Below are 23941 nucleotides of genomic sequence, written 5' to 3' on the forward strand. Positions count from 1 at the left end.
AAAGCAGGCGGCACCCTTAATCTTGGGTGACGGGTTGCTCCGGGCGGCGTTCCGACGAAGGGATTCAAGCTACGCTAGAGATATCCTTGGGCAGACGCTGATCAATGACCTGATAAAGCGCACTACTCTCAGGCCAGTTACGCATGAACCGCGCCCGATCCCGCGCATAGGCCGGGGCGAAGCTGTTCACCGAGGCATGCTGACACATTGAATCCAGATCAATCAGCGCCCAGCGATCTTGCTGCCAGAACAGGTTATGCCCCTTGAAATCCCCGTGACTGATCCGCTCAAGAATCAACTCGGCAAACAAATGATCCAGCGCCAGCAACTCGGCTTCCGGCGCCTCACCGCTTTCGACATAGGGCGCAAAGCGCTCGATGATATCCGGCCCCGGCAAATACTCGGTCACCAGATAAGCCCGACTGCGCAACCAGAGAAAACGCTTCTCCAGCAACGCCAACGGCTTGGGCGTGGCAATGCCGAGAAATGCCAGGCGATTGCCTTCGATCCAGGAATGCCAGGCACGACTCGGGCGCCAGAAGCGTTTGAGCCAATGGGCAAAACCTTTGATGTTGTAGCGTTTGATCACCAGCGTACGACCGGCCACCTCGACCTTGCCGACGCTCGCCGCGCCGCCGGTCTTGTACAGATGGCCCTGATCGAGCAACGCATCGGCCTGCTCCAGCACCGGCAGCATCGCCGCCTCTTCCTCGCGGCGAATCGCTCGTAAGCCGAACGCTCCGCGCTGGACACTGAACAGCGTGCATTCGCGGCCGACCTTGATCAGAAAGTCTTTGAGGCGCCAGCTGCGGACCTTGCTGATCTGCTTCTGCAACGCTTCCATGGGCAAGGCATGCTCGCCGTTGCTCAGCAGGTAATACACCAGCAATTCTTCGGTATAAGGTTCCAGGGACTTGGGCAACTGGGCGAAAAACACCCCGAGATTCTCCAGGACTTTCTGTCGCGACAGCGGCTGGCCAGGCGTTTCGGCACAGATCCCGGCACCGTCGATCAAATACAGCCGGCCGCCCTGGCGCAGCAGGTTGTCCAGGTGCAAGTCTTCCTGCCACAGGCCCTTGCGGTGCAATTGACCAATCGCACCCAGCGCATCGGCCAATACTGCCGATTGTTCATCCGCCAACATCGGCAAATGCTCGACCTGTTTCCAGGCATCCCCCAAGCTTTCGGCGCCTTCAAGGAAATCGAACAGCAGCCAACCGCCCTCGCCGTCCTTCAGGCCATCAGCCAGCAGCAACGGCGTGGTCAACCCCTGAGCCGCAAGCAACCGCACGCCGTTGTGCTCACGCTGGAAATGCCGCGCCGCTTTGCTGCCGACCAACAATTTGGCCAGCACCGGCCGCCCACGCCAGACGCCGGCGCCGACATAACGCTGCCCCGGCAACACCCGCAACAGACTCAGCAACTGCAACTCGGCAGGGCCGGCAGCATCGGCCAGTGAAATGTTCAGCGGCAGGCTGGGGCTGCGGCCAGCGTTTTTCAGCTCGGACAAACGCATCAGCGCGTCTCCTTGTGAGTGCGCCGTGCGGTCAGTCGCGCCAGCCAGCTGTCGATCAACGAGCTGTCCTGGGATTGATCCAGATAGGCGGCCAGCAGCTCGCGCAACTGCGTTTCGCTCCACTGAGGCGCCCGACGCAGCAATGGCTCCAGGTCTTTCGCCCGGTCACGCTGACCAAACAGCAACGGCCGGGTCTTTTCCAGATCGATCAGTTGGGCCAGGTAACCGTCGCCGGTGGTCTGGAGAAAAATGTGTTTGGGGTAGAAGCAACCGTGAACCTGACGCGCGCCGTGCATGCGCCGAGCCAGTTGACCACAGGCTTTCATAATCGCTGAATGCTGCGCCGAACTCAGGTCCGACCAGCGCTGCAACAGCGAATCCAGGTCATCCCAACCATCCAGAGCACGGGTCAGCAGAATTGCCCGAACCTCGCCGTCGACTTTGCGCTCACCGAAGAATGCCGCTTTCAATGCTGGAATACCGAGCTTTTCATAGCGACTGATATTGCGAAATTCACGGGCAAAGCTCGGCTCGCCAAAGGGCGCATGCAACGTGTGCGTCTGGTAGTTGCTCTGGCGTTTGAGGTAGTAGCCATGACCTTCCAGATCCAGACGAAACACGCTGCTCCAGCCACCGCGAGCGGTGTTGGGTTCGTCCACAGCGTCGAGCTCCTTGGTCCAGAGTGCGTCGAAGGTGCCGAGGCCGTGTCGCTCAAGCAGCGCACGGTCTTCAGCGGCCAGATAATCAGTCATTCGCGCCCCTCGAAAAATCTCACCACGTGCCGGATCCGTTTTTTGTCGGCGGCATTCAGCCGATCATGCTGGCGGTATTGCAGGTAAAAGCGCAGGCGCTGAGTGGCCGACAAATGATACTTGGCGACCTTGTCCAGACACGCCAGGTCCTTGGTGATCCGGTACTTGAGCCAGAAGCCGCGCCAGAAATCACCATTGGGGCAGTCGATTAAAAACAGCCGGGGCTCATCGTCGATCAGCAGGTTGCGCCACTTCAAATCGTTATGGGTGAAACGATGGTCGTGCATGGTCCGGGTATAACCCGCCAGCTGCCGGCTGACGTTGTCGACCCAGGCGCGGTCCGCCAGCTTTGGATCATGCCGCTCGGCCAGGGCCGACAAGTCTTCGGTATGCGGCAGCTCACGGGTGATCATCGCCCCACGATCGTATGCCGCACCACGACGCTCCAGGCCCCAGGCCACCACTTCGGCAGTGGGAATGCCCCACTTGGCGAAGCGCTTGAGATTCTGCCACTCGGCTTTCACCCGGGGTTTGCCCAGGTAACGGCGCAGACCTTTGCCGGCACCCACGTAGCGTTTGACGTAATAGTTGACGCCATTGCGCTGGACGCGAATGACCTCGGATAACAGATCGCGGGTCAGGCGCTCGCCCTGCAGAGCAAACACAGCCTCAAGACTGCCGAAATCTTCAGCCAGATCGCTGTACGCAGGCTCCAGTTTCCAACCCGCCATCAGAGCGCATCCCCGTATCGCTGTTTACGGTCGTAGAGCTTGTTCGCCTTGCCTTCCAGCCAGGCAAGTAACCCGGCTTCTTCGCCCAGGATCTGGCGCAGCGGCTGCTGGAAGTAGCCCTTGAGAAAGCGCAGTTTGTCACGCCGGGTCAAGCCAATGTCCAGGGCCGAAAAGTACAGCGCCGCCAGGTCCTTGTTGCGCCAGCGCTGAGTGATCCTCGGACGAGTGTGGGCGCGGTGCAGGTCGATCACCGAGAGCTTGAAATCGTCGGCCGTCACCGGTTTGTCGGTGTGCAGCAGAAAGTGGCAGATGTAGCAGTCGCGATGGTTGACCCCGGCGCGGTGCATCATGCCGGTCATGCGCGCAACCTCGGCAATCAGCGCACGCTTGAGTATTGGCTCGGGCGGCTGCTTGACCCAGTCGATGCTGAAGTCTTCGAGGCTGACCGTGGGCGCCAGCTCTTCGGTGACGATGAACGAATGCTGGTCTGCCGGGTTGCTGCCCTTCTCGCCGTAAGCCACGGCGGTCATGGTCGGCACACCGACTTCTTGCAGGCGCGCAATGGCCTTCCATTCCTGGCCCGCACCGAGCACCGGCAGCTTGGCCGTGAGCAGGTTCTTGAAGATCTCGCCCCAGCCAATGCCACGGTGGATCTTCACGAAAAAGCCATTGCCATTGACTTCGGTTCGCAGGGTACGGCGCGCTTCAAGTTCGCGGTATACCTCGCCCTGGAGACCCTCGACTTCGGCGAACGGGTCGCGTCCAGCCCAAAGGCTCTTGAACGGTTCAGCCAGCATCAACTTCATTAAGCGTGCTCCGCCAGAATCACATCGGCCGCGTGCTGCGGCATGCTATAGAGGTCGGCCGTCTCGGCGAAGGCCAGACCGTTGCGGCTCCAGGCCGCCCGTGCTTGAGCGTCGTTCAACATGCCGGTCAGGTACTGAGTCAGTTGCGCCTGATCGAAAGGTTCGTCCAGCACCAGACCGGCGTCGGCGTCGGCGTCGGCGATGTAATGGGCGTAACCACAGACCGCGCTCACCAGTACCGGCAGGCCGGCCACCAGGGCTTCGAGCAACACGGTCCCGGTGTTTTCGTTGTACGCCGGGTGGATCAACAGATCGGCGCCGAGCAGAAAACGCGGGATGTCGCTGCGACCCTTGAGGAACGTCACGTTATCGCCGAGCCCCAATGTGGCGCTCTGCATCTGGAATAATTTGGGGTCGTCCTGGCCAATTACAAACAGCCGGGTGCGTTTCTTCAGATCGGCGGGCAATGCGGCCAGCGCCTTGAGGCTGCGATCCACACCCTTGGTCTTGAACCCTGAGCCAATTTGCACCAGCAGCAGTTCATCGTCTTTCAGGTTGAATTCGCGGCGAAACTCGGCACGGATCTCGGCGGCATTGGCCGGCGCGCGACGGTCTTGAGAGATGCCCGGCGGCAGCAAATGGAAGCGCGCAAGCGGCGTGTCGTAATGCTTGATGAACAGCGGCTGCTGGACTTCGGAAATCATCAGCACTTCAGTCTTGGCATCCTTGGCGAACACGGCGCGCTCGTACTCCGCGAAGTGCCGGTAGCGACCCCAGCGACGGTACAGCGAGTTACGCAGGTTTTGCGCCTTGTCTTCGAAGCAACCGTCGGCGGCGTAGTAGACATCCAGGCCCGGCATCTTGTTGAAGCCGATCAAACGGTCCACCGGACGCTTGGCCAGATCAGCCTCCATCCACTCGCTGAGTTTCTCGTTGCGCCGATGATTGAAAAACGCTTTGACCGGCGCCACCAGAACTTCGAAGCCGGGTGGAATGTCGCCTTCCCAGATCAGCGTGTAGACCCGAATCTGGTGGCCGCGCTGCTGGCACTCAAGGGCAATGCGCATGAAGTCGCGCTGCAAGCCGCCAAAGGGAAAGTATTTGTACAGGACAAATGCCAATTGCATCAGCGCAGCTCCTCAGCCAGTAACAACGTGCTCAGTCGGCTGGCGACACGCTCGGGATTCAGACGCGTGAAGCACAGGGGCCACTCGCGTTTAAGGTCAAACTGACGGGCATCTTGGGCCGTCGGTTGATAGGTGCATTTCTTTTGCAGGCACGGCGCGCAAGGGAAGTCGCTGGCCATGTGAATCTGCGACTTGCCGTAGGCGCCGGTCAGGCCCGGGTTGGTCGGGCCGAACAGTGACAGGGTCGGCACGTCCAGTGCGGCGGCGAGATGACCGAGACCGGTGTCCACCGCTACGCAGGCTTGCGCGCCGGCCAGCACCTTGCCGACACCGGCCAGGTTCAGCTTGGGCAGCACTTCGACGTGTTTCATGTCTTTGGCGATGCGTTCGGCCCGGGCTTTTTCGATCGGGTTGCCCCACGCAAGCTTCACCCCGACACCGAGATAGCCGACTCGCTCGGCCAGCTCGCGCCAGTAGGCTTCAGGCCAGTGTTTGGTGTCCCACGTGGTGCCGTGCAGGAACACCACGTAAGCATTCTTGCGCGGCAATTCCACCAGTCGTTCGACGTTCAGGCCGTAATCGCCCAAGCCTTTTGGCAGGTCGTACCCCAAAGCCACGGCGAACAGCTGACGCACCCGCTCCACCGCGTGTTGCCCACGGGCCACGGCCAGACGCCGGGAATAAAAGCGTGCGGCAATCGGCTCACGGGCCGAGTTTTTATCCAGCCCGGCCACCGGGGCTTTGGCATATCGGGTCAGCAACGCACTTTTCAGCAAGCCCTGGGCATCGATCACCAGATCGTATTGGTTGGCGCGAACGCTTTGCTTGAAGCGCTTCCACTCACCACTCTTGATGGTCTGCCAGATGTTTTTGCGCCAGCGACGGATCGCCACGGGAATCACCTTGCCCACGGCCGGGTGCCAGGTCGGGATTTCGGCGAAGCCTTCTTCCACCACCCAGTCGAACGTGATGCCGGGGATCGCCCGCGCCGCGTCGGTCAACGCTGGTAACGCGTGAATCACGTCGCCCAGCGAAGAAGTCTTGATCAACAGAACGCGCAAACTATTTGACCTCGACCACAGTGCCCTGCAAACGCTGCAAGGCTTCGTTCACCGCTTGCGGCATCAGCTGGCGCAGGCAGTTGTAATGACCGAAGCGGCACGTGCGGTCGAAGCACGGACTGCATTCGATGCCCAGGCGTACGATCTCGACGTGTTCGGCCAGTGGCGGTGTGAAACCTGGTGACGTCGAGCCGTAGACCGCCACCAACGGGCGATTCAGCGCAGCGGCCACGTGCATCAGGCCGGAGTCGTTGGACACCACCGCGTCGGCGCAGGACATCAGGTCGATGGCTTCGGCCAGGGAGGTGCCGCCGCTGAGATTCACCGACTCTTCACGCAAACCGGGAATCAGCCACGAACGGATGTCTTCGCCGACGGCGTGATCGTTTTTCGAACCAAACAGCCAGACTTGCCAGCCTTCGCGGATCTTCGCTTCGGCAACCTTGGCATAGTGCTCGGACGGCCAGCGCTTGGACTCGCCAAACTCGGCACCGGGGCACAGCGCCAACACCGGGCGGTCGAGGGCCAGGCCGAACTTGGCCATTGCTGCTTCGCGAGTGACCGGGTCAATCTGCAGGCTCGGCCGTGGATAAGGTGTCGGCAGCTCAGCACCCGGCTCGTAAGCCAGGGCCATGAAGCGTTCGATCATCAGCGGGTAACGTTCTTTATCCAGCGTGCGCACGTCATTGAGCAGGCCGTAGCGGAACTCGCCACGCCAGCCGGTGCGTTTCGGGATGCCGGCGAAGAACGGCACCAATGCCGACTTCAGGGAATTGGGCAGCAGGATCGCCTGGTCGTACTGGCCGGCCAGGGATTTGCCGATACGCCGACGCGTCGCCAGCTCCAAAGCACCGTGACCAAGCGGAAAGCTCAAGGCCTGGCGGACTTCGGGCATGCGCTCAAGAATCGGCCGGCTCCACTCGGGGGCCAGCACGTCGATTTCGCATTGCGGGTGGCGCTGCTTGAGACACTGAAAAAGTGTCTGCGCCATCACCATGTCACCGACCCAACTGGGCCCAACGATCAGAATTTTCATGTGGTTTCCAAAAACGAACCGGGGAGGCATACGCCTCCCCGCCTCCAGAATTCTACAAAACACTGCAGATCTACTGTGGGAGCGAGCTTGCTCGCGATGAGGCCCTCACATTCAACATCAATGTTGACTGATCGTCCGCCATCGCGAGCAAGCTCGCTCCCACATTGGGTATTGGGTGTTTCAAATATCCGGTTTCAGCTTAGCCCCAGCTCACGCCAAATCCGCACTACTTGCCGCCGTTCGTCCACGAACTGGTCGCCCGGTATCACTCCGGCGTCCTTCTGCAAGGCCTGCCGGTGAGCGGCGGAGCGGTAGGCTTTATAGGCCTCGCGCAACAGGCTGGCGTCTTCGGCGGGCATCAGCCCTTCCTCCTCCAACCCCTCCAGAATGCGGATATTGTCAGTCCAGCGCAGCAATGGCGGATGCGTTTCGGACCACGCCAGGGTCGCGTATTGCACCATAAATTCAATATCGACGATACCTCCGGCGTCCTGCTTGAGATCGAACGGCGCCGTGGCCTCGAAGGCATTTGCCGCGGTGCCGGCCGCGGTGCTCTTGCTGCCAAGGTTATCGCGCATTTTGGCGCGCATCTCGCTGACCTCCTGGCGCAAGGTCGCAAGGTCCCGCGGCTTGCCCAATACCGCCGCACGGACTTTCTCGAATGCCTGGCCGACGTCCGGACTGCCCACCAGCACCCGCGCCCGCACCAGCGCCTGATGCTCCCAGGTCCAGGCTTCGTTTTCCTGATACCGGGCAAACGCACCGAGCGAACTCACCAGCAACCCCGACGCACCGGACGGCCGCAGGCGCATGTCCACTTCATACAGCTGACCGGAGTTGGTCTGGGCCGTCAGCAAGTGAATGATCCGCTGCCCCAGCCGGGTGAAGAATTGCGCGCCGTCGATCGGCTTCAGCCCGTCGGTTTCTGCCTGCGGATCGCCATCGTGGATGAACACCAGGTCCAGGTCCGAACCATGCCCCAGTTCCAGACCGCCGACTTTCCCGTAACCGACAATGATGAAGCCGGGGTCGCACAACGTGCCGTCGGTTCGCAGCGGCGTGCCGTATTTGGCCACGGTCTGGCGCCAGGCCAGGGCCAGCACTTGTTCGAGAATCGCTTCGGCGAGCCAGGTCAGGTAATCGCTGACTTTCATCAACGGCAGGCTGCCGGCGATTTCCGAAGCCGCAACCCGCAAGCGGTGCGCCAGTTTGAAATGGCGCAGGGCTTCCATTTGTTGTTCGAGATCGTCCTCGGGAATTCGCGTCAGACGCTCGCGCAACTCGGCGGCCAGTTCCGGCGCCAGGGGAGGCTTGAACAACCGGCCTTCGTTGAGCAATTCGTCGAGCAGCAGCGGGAAGCGGGTGATCTGCTCTGCGATCCACGGGCTCGCGGCGCACAAGGTCAGCAAACGTCGCAGCGCGCCGGGGTTCTCGGTCAGCAGCACCAGATACGCGGAGCGACGGGCCACCGCTTCAACCAGCGGCAGCACACGTTCCAGCACCAGATCTGGATTGGCGTGTTCGACAGCCTGAGCCAGCAACCGCGGAATAAACGCATCGAGGCGTTCGCGCCCCAAGCGTTGCATAGCGCGCAACTGCGGGCTGCTGCGCAAACCGGCCAACGCCTTCAAAGCCTTGGTGGCATCGGCAAAACCGCCCTCTTCCAGCTGGCGGCAAGCGGCCTCTTCATCCTGAGCCTCCTCCCACAGCGGCAGCCATTCACCGCCGACCACCACTTCGCTTTCGGTGCCTTCCTCTTCATCGGGATCGGCGATCACCTGACCGAAGTGCCAAGCCACGCGGCCGCGCCAATACATCAGCTGCTCATGGAAAGCCTCCCAGTCAGCGAAGCCCAACATAAAGGCAATGCGCGCCTGATCCTGCGCACCACCCGGCAGCATCTGGGTCTGGCGGTCGGCAATCGCCTGGATCGCATGTTCGGTGTAACGCAGGAATTCGTAGCCTTCGCGCAATTCGCTGATCACCGCCGGCGGCAGATAACCCTGACCTTCCAGTGTGTTCAGTACTTTTAATAGAGGACGTTGCTGCAGGCTCAGGTCGCGACCGCCGTGAATCAGCTGGAACGCCTGGGCAATAAACTCGACTTCACGAATGCCACCGGAGCCGAGCTTGATGTTGTCGGCCATGCCCTTGCGCCGGACTTCCTGCTGAATCAGCTGCTTCATGGTGCGCAGCGCTTCGATCGCCGAGAAGTCGAGGTAGCGCCGGTAAACGAACGGCCGCAGCATGTCTTGCAATTGCGCGCCGGCCACTTGATCGCCGGCCACCACCCGCGACTTGATCATCGCGTAGCGTTCCCAGTCGCGGCCCTGATCCTGGTAATACTGCTCCAGCGCATTGAAGCTCAACACCAACGCGCCGGCCGAACCGTAAGGCCGCAGGCGCATGTCGACGCGAAATACAAAACCGTCGACGGTCATCGGGTCCAACGCCTTGATCAGGCGCTGACCGAGACGAATAAAAAATTCCTGATTATCCAGCGAGCGCTTCACGCCAACGGTTTCGCCGCCCTCGGGATAGGCGAAGATCAGGTCGATGTCCGACGACAGGTTGAGCTCCACCGCGCCGAGCTTCCCCATGCCGAGGATGACCATTTGCTGCGGCTCGCCGCTGCGCCGACCGGTAGGCACGCCGAACTGCTGGCAATGCCGCGAGTACAACCATTGATAGGCCTGATCGATGCTGGCATCGGCCATGTCCGAGAGGTCGCGACAGGTCTGGATCAGATCGCACTGACGAGTCAGGTCGCGCCAAATGATCCGCACTTGATGGCGGGTACGTTGACGACGCAGGGCGCGACCCAGTCCATCTTCGGTTTCCGCCGCATTCACCGCTGCCGCAATCTGTGCGCACAGCTCGCCGGGAACAAAACTTCGATCCAGCTCACCGGACCGCACCAGTTCCAGCAACATCAACGGATCACGCACGCCCTGCTCAATCACGAAATCGCTGGCAGCGGTGACACGCGCCAATTGCGCCCAGCGATCAGGCGTCCAGCCAGACAGACCATGATCGTCGTCCAGCCCGGCGACGGCCGTACGGAACGACTGCTCGGCGCGGGTGACAAATGGCAGGAGAATGCCGGGCAGTTCGGCAAGCGAAGGGAGGCTCATGGTCTATCCTTGATCGGCGTGTAGAGGGCTGCATGTAGTGATTCGCCAGAATGCACTACGTGATCGACTGTCGAACAAAGGTTAGAAATAGCTGAAATTTCTTTATTTTTGGCAGACAGCATCAAGCTTTCACCTTTTCTGGTTGGCTAAAGACCAACCTTAACGATTATTCTCACAACGCAGCTGGAGGCCACAAGCCGCTCATCTGTAGTTCTACTACTCGTATATACATTCGAAAGGCTGAAATGCCCGATGATTTGTAGTAAAACTACACGCCGCCGGAACAACCTCTCGGCAATCCAAGAATTTATATCGTCTGCCCACAAGGCCAGTCGCAAACTCAGGCAACCGATTCTGGAAGCCTTTCCGCCCTGGAGCAAGCCATGCAAGACCTCGATCCCGTCGAAACCCAGGAATGGCTGGACGCCCTGGAATCGGTTCTCGACAAAGAAGGCGAAGACCGCGCTCACTATTTGATGACCCGTATGGGCGAACTCGCAACCCGCAGCGGTTCGCAATTGCCTTACGCCATCACCACGCCGTACCGCAACACGATTCCCGTTACCCACGAAGCACGCATGCCTGGCGACCTGTTCATGGAACGCCGCATTCGCTCGTTGGTACGCTGGAACGCGATGGCCATGGTGATGCGTACGAACCTGAAAGATTCTGACCTGGGCGGTCACATCTCCAGTTTCGCCTCCAGCGCAACCCTGTATGACATCGGCTTCAACTATTTCTTCCAGGCTCCGACCGACGAACACGGCGGCGACCTGATCTACTTCCAGGGTCACACCTCGCCAGGCGTTTACGCCCGTGCGTTCATGGAAGGCCGCATCACCGAAGACCAAATGAACAACTTCCGCCAGGAAGTCGACGGTCAGGGCTTGTCGTCCTATCCGCACCCTTGGCTGATGCCTGATTTCTGGCAGTTCCCGACCGTATCCATGGGTCTGGGCCCGATCCAGGCGATCTACCAGGCACGCTTCATGAAGTACCTGGAAGCCCGTGGTTTTATCCCAGAAGGCAAGCAAAAAGTCTGGTGTTTCCTGGGCGACGGCGAGTGCGACGAGCCGGAATCCCTGGGCGCCATCTCGCTGGCTGGCCGCGAGAAACTCGACAACCTGATCTTCGTTATTAACTGCAACCTGCAGCGCCTTGATGGCCCGGTTCGCGGCAACGGCAAGATCATCCAGGAACTCGAAGGCGTGTTCCGCGGTGCTCAGTGGAACGTGACCAAAGTTATCTGGGGCCGTTTCTGGGACCCACTGTTGGCCAAAGACGTCGACGGTATCCTGCAACGCCGCATGGACGAAGTCATCGACGGCGAGTACCAGAACTACAAAGCCAAAGACGGCGCGTTCGTACGTGAACACTTCTTCAACTCGCCAGAACTCAAGGCGATGGTTGCTGACCTGTCCGACGACGAGATCTGGAAACTCAACCGTGGCGGCCACGACCCGTACAAGGTCTACGCGGCGTACCACGAAGCGGTCAACCACAAAGAACAACCCACCGTCATCCTGGCCAAGACCATCAAAGGTTATGGCACCGGTGCCGGCGAAGCGAAGAACACGGCGCACAACACCAAGAAAGTTGATGTTGAAAGCCTGAAGCTGTTCCGCGATCGTTTCGACATTCCGGTCCGAGACGAAGAGCTGGAAAACCTGCCGTTTTTCAAACCGGAGCCAAACAGCGCCGAAGCCCGCTACCTGAGCGAGCGTCGCACTGCACTGGGCGGCTTCGTGCCACAGCGTCGTGCGAAGAGCAGCAGCGTACCGACGCCGTCCCTCGATACCCTCAAGGCCATTCTTGATGGTTCGGGCGACCGTGAAATTTCCACCACCATGGCCTTCGTGCGGATCCTCGCGCAACTGGTCAAGGACAAGGAAATCGGTCCGCGCATCGTCCCGATCATCCCGGACGAAGCCCGTACCTTCGGTATGGAAGGCATGTTCCGTCAGTTGGGCATCTACTCGTCCGTCGGCCAGCTCTACGAGCCAGTCGATAAAGACCAAGTGATGTTCTACCGCGAAGACAAGAAGGGCCAGATCCTCGAAGAAGGCATCAACGAAGCGGGCGCCATGAGTTCCTTCATCGCTGCCGGTACTTCGTACTCCAGCCACAACCAGCCAATGCTGCCGTTCTACATCTTCTACTCGATGTTCGGCTTCCAGCGTATCGGCGACCTCGCCTGGGCCGCTGGCGACAGCCGTACCCGTGGCTTCCTGATCGGCGGCACCGCCGGCCGGACCACGCTGAACGGCGAAGGCCTGCAACACGAAGACGGTCACAGTCACATCCTGGCTGGCACCATCCCGAACTGCCGCACCTTTGATCCAACCTACGGCTACGAGCTGGCGGTGATCATTCAGGACGGCATGAAGAAGATGACCGAAGAGCAGCAGGACGTTTTCTACTACATCACCGTGATGAACGAGTCCTACCAGCAGCCAGCCATGCCGGCCGGTGTCGAGGAAGGCATCATCAAGGGCATGTACCTGCTCGAGGAAGACACCCGCGAAGCGGCGCATCACGTTCAGCTGATGGGCTCCGGCACCATCCTGCGTGAAGTGCGCGAAGCGGCGAAGATCCTGCGTGAACAGTTCAACGTCGGCGCTGATGTCTGGAGCGTAACCAGCTTCAACGAACTGCGTCGCGACGGCCTGGCCGTAGAGCGCAGCAACCGTCTGCACCCGGGCCAGAAGCCTAAATTGAGTTATGTCGAAGAGTGCCTGAACGGCCGTCAAGGTCCGGTCATCGCCTCTACCGACTATATGAAGCTGTTCGCTGAGCAAATTCGTCAGTGGGTACCGTCCAAGGAATTCAAAGTCCTGGGCACCGACGGTTTCGGCCGCAGTGACAGCCGTAAGAAGCTGCGTCACTTCTTCGAAGTCGACCGTCATTTCGTGGTGTTGGCAGCCCTGGAAGCCTTGGCTGACCGTGGTGATATCGAACCTAAGGTGGTGGCTGAAGCCATCGCCAAGTTCGGGATCAACCCGGAAAAACGCAACCCACTGGACTGCTGAGGAGACACTCTGTGAGCGAACTCATTCGCGTACCTGACATCGGCAGCGGTGAAGGTGAAGTAATCGAACTATTTGTGAAGGTCGGCGACCGTATCGAAGCCGACCAGAGCATTCTGACGCTTGAGTCGGACAAGGCGAGCATGGAAATTCCTGCTCCCAAGGCCGGCATCGTCAAAAGCATTAAAGTGAAGCTGGGTGATCGCCTGAAAGAAGGCGACGAATTGCTCGAGCTGGAAGTCGAAGGTGCCGCTGCCCCGGCCTCTGCACCGCCCCCTGCGGCTGCCGCTGCGCAGGCGCCAAAGGCTGAAGCAAAACCGGCTGCTGCCCCGGCGCCGGCTGCTCCTGCTGCCGCGCCTGTTGCTGCAACCACTCAACAAGTGCACGTGCCGGACATCGGTTCGTCGGGCAAGGCCCAGATCATCGAGATCCAGGTCAAAGTCGGCGACACCGTCGAGGCTGATCAGTCACTGATCACTCTGGAATCCGACAAAGCCAGCATGGAAATCCCTTCGCCCGCCGCTGGCGTGGTCGAAAGCATCAGCGTCAAGCTCAACGACGAAGTCGGTACCGGCGACCTGATTCTGGCGCTGAAAGTGGCAGGTGCTGCGGCACCGGCTGCAGCCGCGCCAGCTCAGGCGGCGGCACCTGCTGCCGCTGCTCCAGCGCCAGCCGCTGCGGCACAGGCGTCACCGGTCGCTGACATTGTTCAGGACATTCACGTCCCGGACATCGGCTCGGCAGGCAAGGCCAAGATCATCGAAGTGCTGGTCAAGGCCGGCGACACCGTTGAAGCCGACCAGTCGCTAATTACCCTGGAATCCGACAAGGCAAGCATGGAAATTCCATCGCCTGCCGCTGGCGTGGTGGAAAGCGTTTCCATCAAGCTGGATGACGAAGTCGGTACTGGCGACCTGATCCTGAAGTTGAAAGTCAAAGGCGTTGCGCCTGCTGCAGCCCCGGCTCCAGCCGCCGCTCCTGCGCCAGCTGCCAAGGCTGAAGCTGCTCCGGCAGCCGCTGCCACGGCACCGGCCGCACCGGCTGCTGCACCCGCCAAACCGGGCGCCAAGGTTCACGCAGGTCCTGCGGTGCGCCAACTGGCTCGTGAGTTCGGCGTCGAGCTGAACGCGGTCAGCCCAAGCGGCCCGCACGGCCGTGTGCTGAAAGAAGACGTGCAGGTTTACGTCAAAGCCATGATGCAGAAGGCCAAGGAAGCACCGGCCGCTGCGGGTGGTGCAACCGGCGGCGCGGGCATCCCGCCAATTCCGGTCGTGGACTTCAGCCGCTTCGGTGAAACCGAAGAAGTGCCGATGACCCGCCTGATGCAAATCGGCGCGTCGAGCCTGCATCGCAGCTGGCTGAACATTCCACACGTGACTCAGTTCGATTCGGCTGATATCACCGATCTGGAAGCATTCCGTATCGCTCAGAAAGCCGTTGCAGAGAAGGCTGGCGTCAAGCTGACCATCCTGCCACTGCTGCTCAAATCCTGCGCGCACCTGCTCAAGGAACTGCCGGACTTCAACAGTTCGCTGGCACCCAGCGGTAAAGCGATCATCCGCAAGAAGTACGTGAACATCGGCTTCGCAGTCGACACCCCTGAAGGCCTGCTGGTACCGGTCATCAAGAACGTCGACCAGAAGAGCCTGTTGCAACTGGCAGCCGAAGCCGCCGTACTGGCCGCCAAAGCCCGCGACAAAAAGCTCACCGCTGACGACATGCAAGGCGCCTGCTTCACCATTTCCAGCCTCGGCCACATTGGCGGCACCGGCTTCACGCCGATCGTCAACGCGCCGGAAGTGGCGATCCTCGGTGTTTCCAAGGCAACCATCCAGCCAGTCTGGGACGGCAAAGCCTTCCAGCCGAAACTGATGCTGCCACTGTCGCTGTCCTACGATCACCGTGTGATCAACGGCGCCGCTGCTGCACGCTTCACCAAGCGTCTGAGCGACCTGCTGGCGGACATCCGCACCATCCTGCTGTAACACCGACTGGCCCTCCTTCATTGGAGGGCCGCTCGAGTTCCACGTTTTCCGAGCGCCACGCTCGTACCTCAACCCCGCCAGTTTGGCGGGGCTTTTTTTTTTGGCTGGAAAAAAGCCACCCCACACACTTTTCCTACATTCGTGGTTTACGTCGCCCACAACTTCAGTCCACTTCTGCTCGATATTTTTTTTGAACCAATAACTAAGCTTAGTTCAACTTATTACTGTTACAACTTTCACCAACCTATTTTGCTTAGTTAGCATTACCTCGAACGGATTCGAACATGCTCAAACCGACTGTCGGCCCTATTATTGGCCACACCACAACTAATCACACACGCATCTTCTTGCGCGGTGAACTTCAAAATAACGCGCCGGTATTTGCAGGTATTCGTTATCGCCGGCCCGGCGAAGAACGCTGGTCCCAAGGTGTATTTGCAAAATTGACGATCGTGCGCGACATGTCCGATGTTATTGCACTCAACGATCTGGCCGCCGATACCGAGTACGAATACCAAGCGGGATGGTTCAGCCCCATGAGCCCGGTGCATACCGTGGAAACGGTTCAGGAACTGCCGCTGCAATGGCCGCGGGATATCTACCGGTTTCGCACGCAGTCCAGCAAAGGCACGATTCCACGGGCCTATATCGTCGGGTCATGCCGTTACTTGCGCATGACCGCTGGCATCCCGTCTGCACCGCATCTGGGGGATCGAATCTTCGCCTCGATCACGAATCTGGCGCATCAGGCCGAACCGCCCATCAGTGCGATGCTGATGACCGGCGATCAAATCTATGTCGATGACCTGAACGTCATTGCTCCCGACCGGGAATATAAGGAAATACTCAATAAGTACCGCGCAGCCTTTTCCCAACCCAATATTGCAACGTTAATGTCCAGCGTGCCAACTTACATGATCCTCGACGACCATGAAATTGAAGACAACTGGCCCGCAAACGAAAGTAAGGCTGATGCCTACTTATACAAAAACGCCATCGCGGCGTATGAGGTGTATCAAGCCAGCCATAGCCCGGCTCATGAACTTCTTTCCGACGGGCAAATAAATAGAAAACTGGAACAGTATTGGTATCAGTTCGCCGAAGGCGATATTGAATGGTTTGTCACCGACAGCCGAACCCGTCGCAACCTGTCGGCCGATGATCGACGCATTCTCGACGAAGAGCAGGAACAGGCTTTGTGCAAATGGCTGTTCCACAGCCCAGCCAGGGTCAAAATCGTGGTCACCAGCGTGATGTTCTATCCCGACCGCAAAGCCCATGGCGATGACGCCTGGAAAGCCTTCCCGGAACAACGACTACGGCTGCTGGAGACGATTCGTACACACAGGATCAAGAACGTCTTCTTCATTTCGGGCGATGTCCATGGCTCCCTGACCAGTCGCCTGACCCACAGCAAGGACCCGGACTTCGAAGTGCACACCATCGTGTCGTCACCGCTGTGCAACAGCAAACTGCTGCCATATGCCAAGGCATCCACTTTCATTCTCGATCAGCCACTGGCGCAAACGGTCGCGGGCGACTATCGGCATGAACTGACTAGCAAGGTGGTCAGCGAGGACAACTTTGCCCATCTGGTCGTTGATCAGAAGAAGGTTCAGGTCAACTATCACGACAGGGACGGCAAGCTTTTAGAATCGGCCAGTATCACGTTGCGCTAAGCCCATTAAGGCCAAATGCATTAGTTTTCGGCCTCTTGCTGAAGAAATCATCGTCCCGGCCGACATATTCTTATAGCACTTGGCCTTCATGTCTCTTGTCAGTCAGTGTTGCAATGATGCAACCTTGCCGCAGACAACAGTAAAGAGGGCGAGAGCCCGGCGCGATCAGCCTATTCGAAGCGAGTTTCCCTCAATGAAAAGCCAACCCGATGCCGCCAGCCGTATGGTGGCCGAGGTAGTGACGCAGTTGCCAGTGCCCTCGCGGCTCGGCATGCTGCGTTTCGAACGGCTGAATGAACCAAGCTGGGCACTGCTGTTTCTCGATCCCAATTGCGAACGACAGTTCGGCCTGCCGGCGGTGGACCTCTGTGCTCTGGTCGACTCACCTTACGCCAGCCTGATGGAACCTGAAGCGCGCTATCAGCTGCATGACGCGGTCCAGCAGCAGCTCACCGAAAGTCCGAACTACCAGATCCGCTACACCTTGCACACTGCCGCAGGCTCATTGAACCTGCTGGAATTGGGCGAAGCCTACAAACAACACAACCGACACCTGCTGCGCGGCTACCTGCTGGTGGTCGACGGCCTGCACGAGGGCGAGCAACTGCTGCCGGCGCTGGACCTGGAAACCCAAAACTCTCGCCTGCAAATCGCCCTGGCGCTCAATCAACTCGCTCAGCAGGAACAGCTCCTGCACCTGGACCGGGTGCGCGCCCAGCAAGACTTGATCCTGCTGCTGACCCGCCAGCGCTACCGCAGCAACAACTCCCTGCAAGAAGCCGCCGAGCTGATCACTCGCAGTGCCTGTGACATTTACGAAATCGACTGCGCCAGCCTGTGGAACCTCGAAGGTTCACTGCTCGTGCCGATTTCGGCCTATCACCGCGCCAACCAGGAATACCAACTGCCGGAGCCGATCGACGTCAGTCACTTCCCTGACTACCTGGAAGCCTTGCACACCGGCCGCGCCATCGACGCTCATAACGCCATGCGCGACCCGCGCACCCGGGAAATGGCCGAACACCTGCGCCCGCGCGACGTAAACGCCATGCTCGACGCCAGCATCCGCGTCGACGGCCAAGTGGTCGGCGTACTCTGCCTGGAGCAGATCGGTACGACCCGCGCCTGGCAATCGGACGAAATCGCTTTCGCCGGCGAACTGGCGGATCAATTCGCTCAGGTCATCAACAACCATAACCGCCGCACCGCCACCAGCGCCCTGCACCTGTTCCAGCGTGCGGTAGAGCAAAGCGCCAACGCCTTTTTGCTGGTCAATTGCGATGGCGTGGTGGAATACGTCAACCCGAGCTTCACGGCGATCACCCAGTACAGCACCGAAGAAGTCCACGGCCAGCGGCTGTCGGAACTGCCGGCACTGGAAAACCTCAGCGAACTGTTGTTCGACGCGCCCTCGGCGCTGGCCAAGAGCAACAGCTGGCAAGGCGAGTTCAAAAGTCGCCGCAAAAACCTCGAACCCTACTGGGGCCAGTTGTCGATTTCCAAAGTCTACGGCGACAACCGTGAACTGACCCATTACATCGGCATCTACGAAGACATCACCCAGACCAAGCTCGCTCAGCAGCGCATCGAACGTCTGGCTTACACCGATAACCTGACCAACCTCGGCAATCGTCCGTCGTTTATCCGCAACCTCGATGAACGCTTCGCCCGAGACAGCGATACCCCGATCAGCCTGCTGTTGGTCGACATCGACAACTTCAAGCGGATCAACGACAGCCTCGGCCACCAGACCGGCGACAAACTGTTGATCAGCCTGGCCAGACGCCTGCGCAATAGCCTGAGCCCGAGTGGCAGCCTGGCGCGGTTTGCCAGTAACGAATTCGCCGTGCTGCTGGACAACACCGACCTGCATGCGGGCCAACAGATCGCCAGCGAATTGCTGATGACCCTCGACAAACCGATGTTCGTCGACAATCAGCTGATCAGCGTCACCGGCTCAGTAGGCCTGGCCTGCGCGCCGTTGCATGGCCGCGACCCGCAAACCCTCATGCGCAACGCCGGCCTGGCGCTGCACAAGGCCAAGGCCAACGGCAAACACCAGGTTCAAGTGTTCACTGAAGCGCTGAATGCCGAGGCCAGTTACAAGCTGTTCGTCGAGAACAACCTGCGCCGCGCCCTGACCCAGAACGAGCTGGACGTTTTCTATCAGCCCAAACTTTGCCTGCGCAGCGGTCGCCTGCTCGGGATGGAAGCCTTGCTGCGCTGGAACCATCCGGAAAAAGGCATGATCCGCCCAGACCAGTTCATCAGCGTCGCCGAAGAAACCGGGCTGATCATTCCCATCGGGAAATGGATCGCCCGCCAGGCCTGCCGCATGAGCAAAGACCTGACCGCCGCTGGCCTGGGTAATCTTCAGGTGGCAATCAACCTCTCGCCCAAGCAGTTCTCCGATCCGGACCTGGTGTCATCCATCGCCAATATCCTCAAAGAAGAAGCGCTGCCGGCAAATCTGCTGGAACTCGAACTCACCGAAGGCCTGCTGCTGGAAGCCACCGAAGACACCCACTTGCAGCTCGATCAACTCAAGCGTCTGGGCCTGACCCTGGCCATGGATGACTTCGGCACCGGTTACTCGTCGCTCAGTTACTTGAAAAAATTCCCGATCGACATCATTAAGATTGATCGAAGCTTCATCCACGAGATCCCGGACAACCAGGACGACATGGAAATCACCTCTGCGGTGATCGCCATGGCCCACAACCTGAAACTCAAGGTCGTGGCTGAAGGCATCGAGACTGCCGAGCAGTTAGCCTTCCTGCGCCGTCACCGCTGCGACGTTGGCCAGGGTTACCTGTTCGACCGACCGATCCCCGGCGTAGAGCTGATCGAAAAGCTCAAGCGCTATCCGCGTGGCCCGATCGCCTGACCATGTGGGAGCGAGCTTGCTCGCGATATAGGTAGTCCGTTCCTTTCTCTTCCATACTGACTTCGCTGGAAGTTGGCTGTCGGCGAGGAAGGAACATGCACCTGCGGGCTACGAATATGCTCGCGCAGCACTCGATGATTACGCCTTCACCTTCGAGTCCACAGGTGCGCTTGCGCCCTCTAACGAATTCTCAGGGAAAGCCCGACACGGCTCTCTATATCGCCTTCGCTGGACGCAAGCATGCATGTCCCTGCATGTACTTTAGCGCCTGTGGAGGTGTTCCATGCAAACGCTCCTGTCTCAGAATTTCACTGCTTATATCGGAATTGATTGGGCAGACGCCAAGCACGACATCTGTTTGCAGATTGCTGGAGAGGCGCAGCGGAGTTTCGAGGTCATCGACCACAAGCCCGAGTCGATTGATCGCTGGGCCAAGTCGCTGCATCAACGTTACGGTGGCCCGATCGCGATCGCCGTGGAGTTGAACAAAGGGCCACTGATAGCGGCTCTGCAAAAATATGAGTTTTTTTGTATCTTTCCGATCAATCCGAGCATCTTGGCCCGGCACCGTAAAACCTTCGTCCCCAGTGGCGCCAAGGATGATCCAACGGATGCTCAATGGGCGCTTGAGCTGTTGCTGAATCACCCCGAACGGTTTCCTCAACTGGTCCAGCAAAGCTCCGCCATGCGTTCGCTCGCCAGCCTGACCGAACATCGCCGCGGGTTGGTCGATGACCGGGTCAAGATCAGCAATCGTCTGGTCTGCATGCTCAAACAGTATTATCCGTTGGCTCTTGAGCTGTTTCATGACCATGACACGCTGGTTTTCTGTGAGTTTTTGGCGCGCTGGTCGACATTTGAAGTGCTTAAGCACGCTCGGCCAGCCAGCGTTTTGAAGTTCCTTCACGCGCATAATGTTCGCCATGCTGAGCTCAATCAGCAGCGTTTGGCATTGATCGCCAAAGCCATGCCGTTGACTGAAGATCCAGGCGTGGTCAGTCCTTCAGCGCTGTATGTGCTGGCCCTGGTCTCGCAACTGAAAGGGGTCATCACGGCGATCAAAGATTTTGATCGGGAGATCGAAAAAACTGCCAACACCCTGGCCGACTATCGACTCTTCAAGGCCTTGCCCGGCGCGGGACAGCAGCTTGCACCACGGTTGATGGTCGCCTTTGGTGAGCAGCGTGATCGCTTCAAGGATGCCAGTGCTGTGCAGCGATATGCCGGGATTGCCCCGGTCACCGAACGCAGTGGCAAGAAAAAAGTCGTCCACTGGCGCTATCAATGCGCAACTTTTTTGCGCCAGACCTTTGTTGAGTGGGCTGCACACAGCATCAATCAATCGGTGTGGGCAGAGGCTTATTATCGCCAGCAAAGGGCCAAAGGCTGCTCATACCAAGCGGCCCTCAGGGCCCTGGCGTTCAAGTGGATCCGGATCGTTTATCAGTGCTGGAAGAGCAGCACCGTGTACGACGAAAAGGTTTATTTACAAGCCTTGCTCCGGCACGGCTCACCGTTGACCAGCGAGCCGGACACAGCAAAACCGTGTTGACGGAAAGGCTCAGGGCGTGAAGGCGGCGTAACAGTCAACATCGATGGCGTCTGACTCACCGCATTCGTCGGAACGCCGCCCAAGCTCGCTCCCACATGGATAGTGCTTAACCAACTGGTATTAGGCACACTGGCGGCCTGTTTATTTACATTTCAACCTGACTGAGAGGACTGACCATGGTTCTGCGCTCGGAAATTCTGGTGAACAAAAACGTGCTCCCGACTAAAGAACAAGCTCTGCCTGGCCGCGAAACCCCCATGAACCTGCCGGAAAAACACTTCGTCCACGACGCCCCGCTGCTGGGCCCGTTCGTCACCGATGTGGATTTCGCGATCTTCGGCCTCGGATGCTTCTGGGGCGCGGAACGCAAGTTCTGGCAGCGCGAAGGCGTGGTCAGTACGGTGGTGGGTTATGCCGGCGGCTTTACGCCGAACCCGACGTATGAAGAAGTCTGCTCGGGCCTGACCGGCCACAGCGAAGTGGTACTGGTGGTCTACGAGCCGGCGAAAGTCAGCTACGAAGAGCTGCTGAAGATGTTCTGGGAATTGCACAACCCAACTCAGGGCATGCGTCAGGGCAATGACATCGGCACGCAGTACCGCTCAGTGATCTATGCGACCAACCCGACGCAACTGGCCGCCGCCAAGCATAGCGAGCAGGTGTTCCAGGCCGAACTGACCAAGGCTGGCAAAGGCACCATCACCACCGAAATCGAAGAAGCGCCGACGGTCTACTTCGCCGAGGCGTATCACCAGCAATACCTGGCCAAGAACCCTGAAGGGTATTGCGGGATTGGCGGTACGGGCGTGACTTGCCCGATCTAATCTTTTGATCTGATCGTTCCCACGCTCCGCGTGGGAATGCCTCAATGGACGCTCCGCGTCCGCTCTTGAAGGGCGTGACGCAGAGCGTCACAGGCTGCATTCCCACGCAGAGCGTGGGACCGATCACCGGTCAACTCTCAGCAATCAACCAATCCATCTGCCACCCACCCTGGGTCTGTCCCAACTTCTTGGACAACCACGGCAGCAACTCACGCAACTCCTCTTCCAGCCCCCACGGCGGATTCGCAATCGCCAACCCGGACCCGTTCAAACTGTTCGGCGTATCCAGCGGATGCACCAGCAACTCCACCCGCAACAACTTCGGCGCGCCACTCCCTGCCAAATCCTGATAAAAACGACGCAACATGCGCGGGTCCTTCACCGGGTACCAGATCGCCACCACGGTTTGCCGCATCCGGCCAATCGCCTCTTTCAACGACGCCGCACAGCGCTGCATTTCATCCAGTTGCTCGAATGGCGGATCAATCAACATCACCGCCCGCTTCTCCTGCACCGGCAACATCGCACGCGGCACATGCCAGCCTTCGCCCAGATGCACCTTCACCCGACGGTCGCCCGCCATATTGTCTTTGAGCAACACACCGTCTTCCGGGTGCTTCTCGTTGAGCATCACCCGATCCTGCGGCCGCGTCAGACGCCGCGCCAACTCCGGCGAACCCGGGTAATAGCGCAACTGGCCATCCGGGTTCATGTCGTGCAGCACCTTCATGTAATCCGCGGTCAACGCCGGCAGATCCGGCTGATCCCACAAACGCGCAATGCCTTCCAGGTACTCACCGGTTCGGCTCGCCTGATCACCCTGCAGGTCATACAGACCAATGCCGGCGTGAGTGTCGAGATAGGCAAACGGCTGCTCCTTGCGCGACATCAAAGCGATGAGGCGGGTCAAAGTCAGGTGTTTGAACACATCGGCGTGATTGCCGGCATGGAAGGCGTGACGATAATTCATAATTGCTCCTGCGAAGGGCGGGAAGTTTACCTTGTACAGCGGCGAACGTCAGGACCTCGCAGCCGAGCGGGCACTCTACACGGTGATCGTTCCCACGCTCTGCGTGGGAATGCCTCAAGGGACGCTCCGCGTTCCAGCCGCACCACCGATTTCGCGCCTGACACCGAAGTGACGCAGAGCGTCACGGGCTGCATTCCCACGCAGAGCGTGGGAACGATCTTTCAAGCCCCCTCGCCACAAAAGCCGCCCGGCGTTAATCCGAAGACCGCGCCCGCAAACGCCGGCCAAGCACATCCAGCACATCACACCCATCCCGCAACGGAATGGCGCAGAGCAAGGCGAAGTCACTGAGAATGAAGGACTGACACTCAATCGAACCGCGCATGGACAGGTTCTCCATCACTTGAGTGACAGCGCGGATTCAGTAGCTGGCAGCGTCATACAAAACATCAAGCGGCGCTTGGGTATCAACGAACAGTGTGGGCATGTCGTCGCAGTTGCTGGTGAGTGCCATGAAGCGGTTTTCGGGGTGGGGGGTTGGTTTTTTGTAGGGTGGGTCGGGGTGAAGAATTTTCATTTTCGATAGACCTTGGTGGTTGAGTTAAAGCTACCAACGGCCTTTCCTACGGGCTTGGGTGGCAGCCGTACGCGGGAGTAGGAAACTGAGGAATCCACCAAAAACTCAGCCACGCCGAAGCGTGTCCCGCGCACAGCCGCCGCGAACGATCTTACGGACACGAATTAAGTGCCGCAATCAAACGACAGCGCTGATGCGCGGTGAATTTCCCAGGGTTCCTACACCCTGCCACTGCATTTGCAGTGACAGCCAAAAGACTATCCATGGAACTCACTTCG

The 23941-nt window shown here is 59.3% G+C and carries 15 protein-coding genes and 1 pseudogene; 6 read left to right on the forward strand and 10 right to left on the reverse strand.

The annotated features are described in order from the left end of the window. Positions 1-64: 64 nt before the first annotated feature. The 8 genes from ACYZT0_RS23200 to glnE all read right to left on the reverse strand — a co-directional run bounded on the left by ACYZT0_RS23200 (position 65) and on the right by glnE (position 10163). Positions 65-1516 carry a lipopolysaccharide kinase InaA family protein gene (locus tag ACYZT0_RS23200; protein WP_462043166.1) on the reverse strand — a complete coding sequence of 484 codons (1452 nt, stop codon included), beginning with the start codon at positions 1514-1516 and terminating at the stop codon, positions 65-67. Continuing rightward, the gene (locus ACYZT0_RS23205) at positions 1516-2268 is read right to left on the reverse strand and encodes a lipopolysaccharide kinase InaA family protein (RefSeq protein ID WP_462043167.1); all 753 of its coding nucleotides are present in this window, start codon (positions 2266-2268) and stop codon (positions 1516-1518) included. The genes ACYZT0_RS23200 and ACYZT0_RS23205 overlap by 1 nt, the downstream gene beginning before the upstream one ends. Then, a complete protein-coding gene (locus ACYZT0_RS23210) occupies positions 2265-2999 on the reverse strand; it encodes a lipopolysaccharide kinase InaA family protein (protein WP_462043168.1) in 735 nt (244 codons plus the stop codon). Before ACYZT0_RS23210 ends, ACYZT0_RS23205 begins: the two co-directional genes overlap by 4 nt. Next, on the reverse strand, positions 2999-3805 hold the full coding sequence (rfaP, locus tag ACYZT0_RS23215; RefSeq protein ID WP_462043169.1) for a lipopolysaccharide core heptose(I) kinase RfaP: 807 nt from the start codon (positions 3803-3805) through the stop codon (positions 2999-3001). Before rfaP ends, ACYZT0_RS23210 begins: the two co-directional genes overlap by 1 nt. Next, positions 3805-4932 (reverse strand): glycosyltransferase family 4 protein, encoded by a 1128-nt coding sequence (locus ACYZT0_RS23220; protein WP_462043170.1) that lies wholly within the window; start codon positions 4930-4932, stop codon positions 3805-3807. The genes rfaP and ACYZT0_RS23220 overlap by 1 nt, the downstream gene beginning before the upstream one ends. Then, on the reverse strand, positions 4932-5993 hold the full coding sequence (gene waaC, locus ACYZT0_RS23225) for a lipopolysaccharide heptosyltransferase I (RefSeq protein WP_462043171.1): 1062 nt from the start codon (positions 5991-5993) through the stop codon (positions 4932-4934). Before waaC ends, ACYZT0_RS23220 begins: the two co-directional genes overlap by 1 nt. 1 nt (position 5994) lies before the next feature. After that, positions 5995-7029, reverse strand: coding sequence for a lipopolysaccharide heptosyltransferase II (gene waaF, locus ACYZT0_RS23230; RefSeq protein WP_462043172.1), 1035 nt, complete (start codon positions 7027-7029; stop codon positions 5995-5997). Positions 7030-7223: 194 nt separating this feature from the next. Beyond that, positions 7224-10163 carry a bifunctional [glutamate--ammonia ligase]-adenylyl-L-tyrosine phosphorylase/[glutamate--ammonia-ligase] adenylyltransferase gene (gene glnE / locus ACYZT0_RS23235; protein WP_462043173.1) on the reverse strand — a complete coding sequence of 980 codons (2940 nt, stop codon included), beginning with the start codon at positions 10161-10163 and terminating at the stop codon, positions 7224-7226. Between the two features lie 383 nt (positions 10164-10546). Between glnE and aceE the strand changes: the two genes are divergently transcribed. The 6 genes from aceE to msrA all read left to right on the forward strand — a co-directional run bounded on the left by aceE (position 10547) and on the right by msrA (position 22116). Continuing rightward, on the forward strand, positions 10547-13192 hold the full coding sequence (gene aceE, locus ACYZT0_RS23240; protein ID WP_462043174.1) for a pyruvate dehydrogenase (acetyl-transferring), homodimeric type: 2646 nt from the start codon (positions 10547-10549) through the stop codon (positions 13190-13192). A gap of 11 nt (positions 13193-13203) precedes the next feature. Further along, on the forward strand, positions 13204-15174 hold the full coding sequence (gene aceF / locus ACYZT0_RS23245) for a dihydrolipoyllysine-residue acetyltransferase (RefSeq protein ID WP_462043175.1): 1971 nt from the start codon (positions 13204-13206) through the stop codon (positions 15172-15174). A 284-nt stretch (positions 15175-15458) separates the two neighbouring features. Beyond that, positions 15459-16853, forward strand: coding sequence for an alkaline phosphatase D family protein (locus tag ACYZT0_RS23250; RefSeq protein WP_462043176.1), 1395 nt, complete (start codon positions 15459-15461; stop codon positions 16851-16853). A gap of 193 nt (positions 16854-17046) precedes the next feature. Continuing rightward, entirely contained in the window at positions 17047-19740 is a 2694-nt protein-coding gene (locus tag ACYZT0_RS23255) for a sensor domain-containing phosphodiesterase (RefSeq protein ID WP_462043177.1), read from the forward strand. A gap of 283 nt (positions 19741-20023) precedes the next feature. Beyond that, complete coding sequence (locus ACYZT0_RS23260; RefSeq protein ID WP_462041914.1) at positions 20024-21292, forward strand: IS110 family RNA-guided transposase; 1269 nt, start codon at positions 20024-20026, stop codon at positions 21290-21292. Positions 21293-21468: 176 nt separating this feature from the next. After that, positions 21469-22116 (forward strand): peptide-methionine (S)-S-oxide reductase MsrA, encoded by a 648-nt coding sequence (msrA, locus tag ACYZT0_RS23265; protein ID WP_403138926.1) that lies wholly within the window; start codon positions 21469-21471, stop codon positions 22114-22116. A 130-nt stretch (positions 22117-22246) separates the two neighbouring features. Here msrA and ACYZT0_RS23270 read toward each other — a convergent pair whose 3' ends face one another. Both ACYZT0_RS23270 and ACYZT0_RS23275 read right to left on the reverse strand, forming a co-directional pair. Beyond that, the gene (locus tag ACYZT0_RS23270) at positions 22247-23086 is read right to left on the reverse strand and encodes a 23S rRNA (adenine(2030)-N(6))-methyltransferase RlmJ (protein ID WP_461976386.1); all 840 of its coding nucleotides are present in this window, start codon (positions 23084-23086) and stop codon (positions 22247-22249) included. A gap of 253 nt (positions 23087-23339) precedes the next feature. After that, positions 23340-23663: pseudogene (locus ACYZT0_RS23275) on the reverse strand (hypothetical protein). Positions 23664-23941 lie beyond the last annotated feature (278 nt).

The organism is Pseudomonas sp. ZS1P83 (assembly GCF_054897825.1).

What these genes read in the sequence shown, in the direction of transcription:
- ACYZT0_RS23200 (WP_462043166.1), bottom strand. Translation starts at nt 1,516, where the DNA reads ATGCGTTTGTCCGAGCTGAAAAACGCTGGCCGCAGCCCCAGCCTGCCG.
- ACYZT0_RS23205 (WP_462043167.1), bottom strand. Translation starts at nt 2,268, where the DNA reads ATGACTGATTATCTGGCCGCTGAAGACCGTGCGCTGCTTGAGCGACAC.
- ACYZT0_RS23210 (WP_462043168.1), bottom strand. Translation starts at nt 2,999, where the DNA reads ATGGCGGGTTGGAAACTGGAGCCTGCGTACAGCGATCTGGCTGAAGAT.
- rfaP (WP_462043169.1), bottom strand. Translation starts at nt 3,805, where the DNA reads ATGAAGTTGATGCTGGCTGAACCGTTCAAGAGCCTTTGGGCTGGACGC.
- ACYZT0_RS23220 (WP_462043170.1), bottom strand. Translation starts at nt 4,932, where the DNA reads ATGCAATTGGCATTTGTCCTGTACAAATACTTTCCCTTTGGCGGCTTG.
- waaF (WP_462043172.1), bottom strand. Translation starts at nt 7,029, where the DNA reads ATGAAAATTCTGATCGTTGGGCCCAGTTGGGTCGGTGACATGGTGATG.
- glnE (WP_462043173.1), bottom strand. Translation starts at nt 10,163, where the DNA reads ATGAGCCTCCCTTCGCTTGCCGAACTGCCCGGCATTCTCCTGCCATTT.
- aceE (WP_462043174.1), top strand. Translation starts at nt 10,547, where the DNA reads ATGCAAGACCTCGATCCCGTCGAAACCCAGGAATGGCTGGACGCCCTG.
- ACYZT0_RS23250 (WP_462043176.1), top strand. Translation starts at nt 15,459, where the DNA reads ATGCTCAAACCGACTGTCGGCCCTATTATTGGCCACACCACAACTAAT.
- ACYZT0_RS23255 (WP_462043177.1), top strand. Translation starts at nt 17,047, where the DNA reads ATGAAAAGCCAACCCGATGCCGCCAGCCGTATGGTGGCCGAGGTAGTG.
- ACYZT0_RS23260 (WP_462041914.1), top strand. Translation starts at nt 20,024, where the DNA reads ATGCAAACGCTCCTGTCTCAGAATTTCACTGCTTATATCGGAATTGAT.
- msrA (WP_403138926.1), top strand. Translation starts at nt 21,469, where the DNA reads ATGGTTCTGCGCTCGGAAATTCTGGTGAACAAAAACGTGCTCCCGACT.
- ACYZT0_RS23270 (WP_461976386.1), bottom strand. Translation starts at nt 23,086, where the DNA reads ATGAATTATCGTCACGCCTTCCATGCCGGCAATCACGCCGATGTGTTC.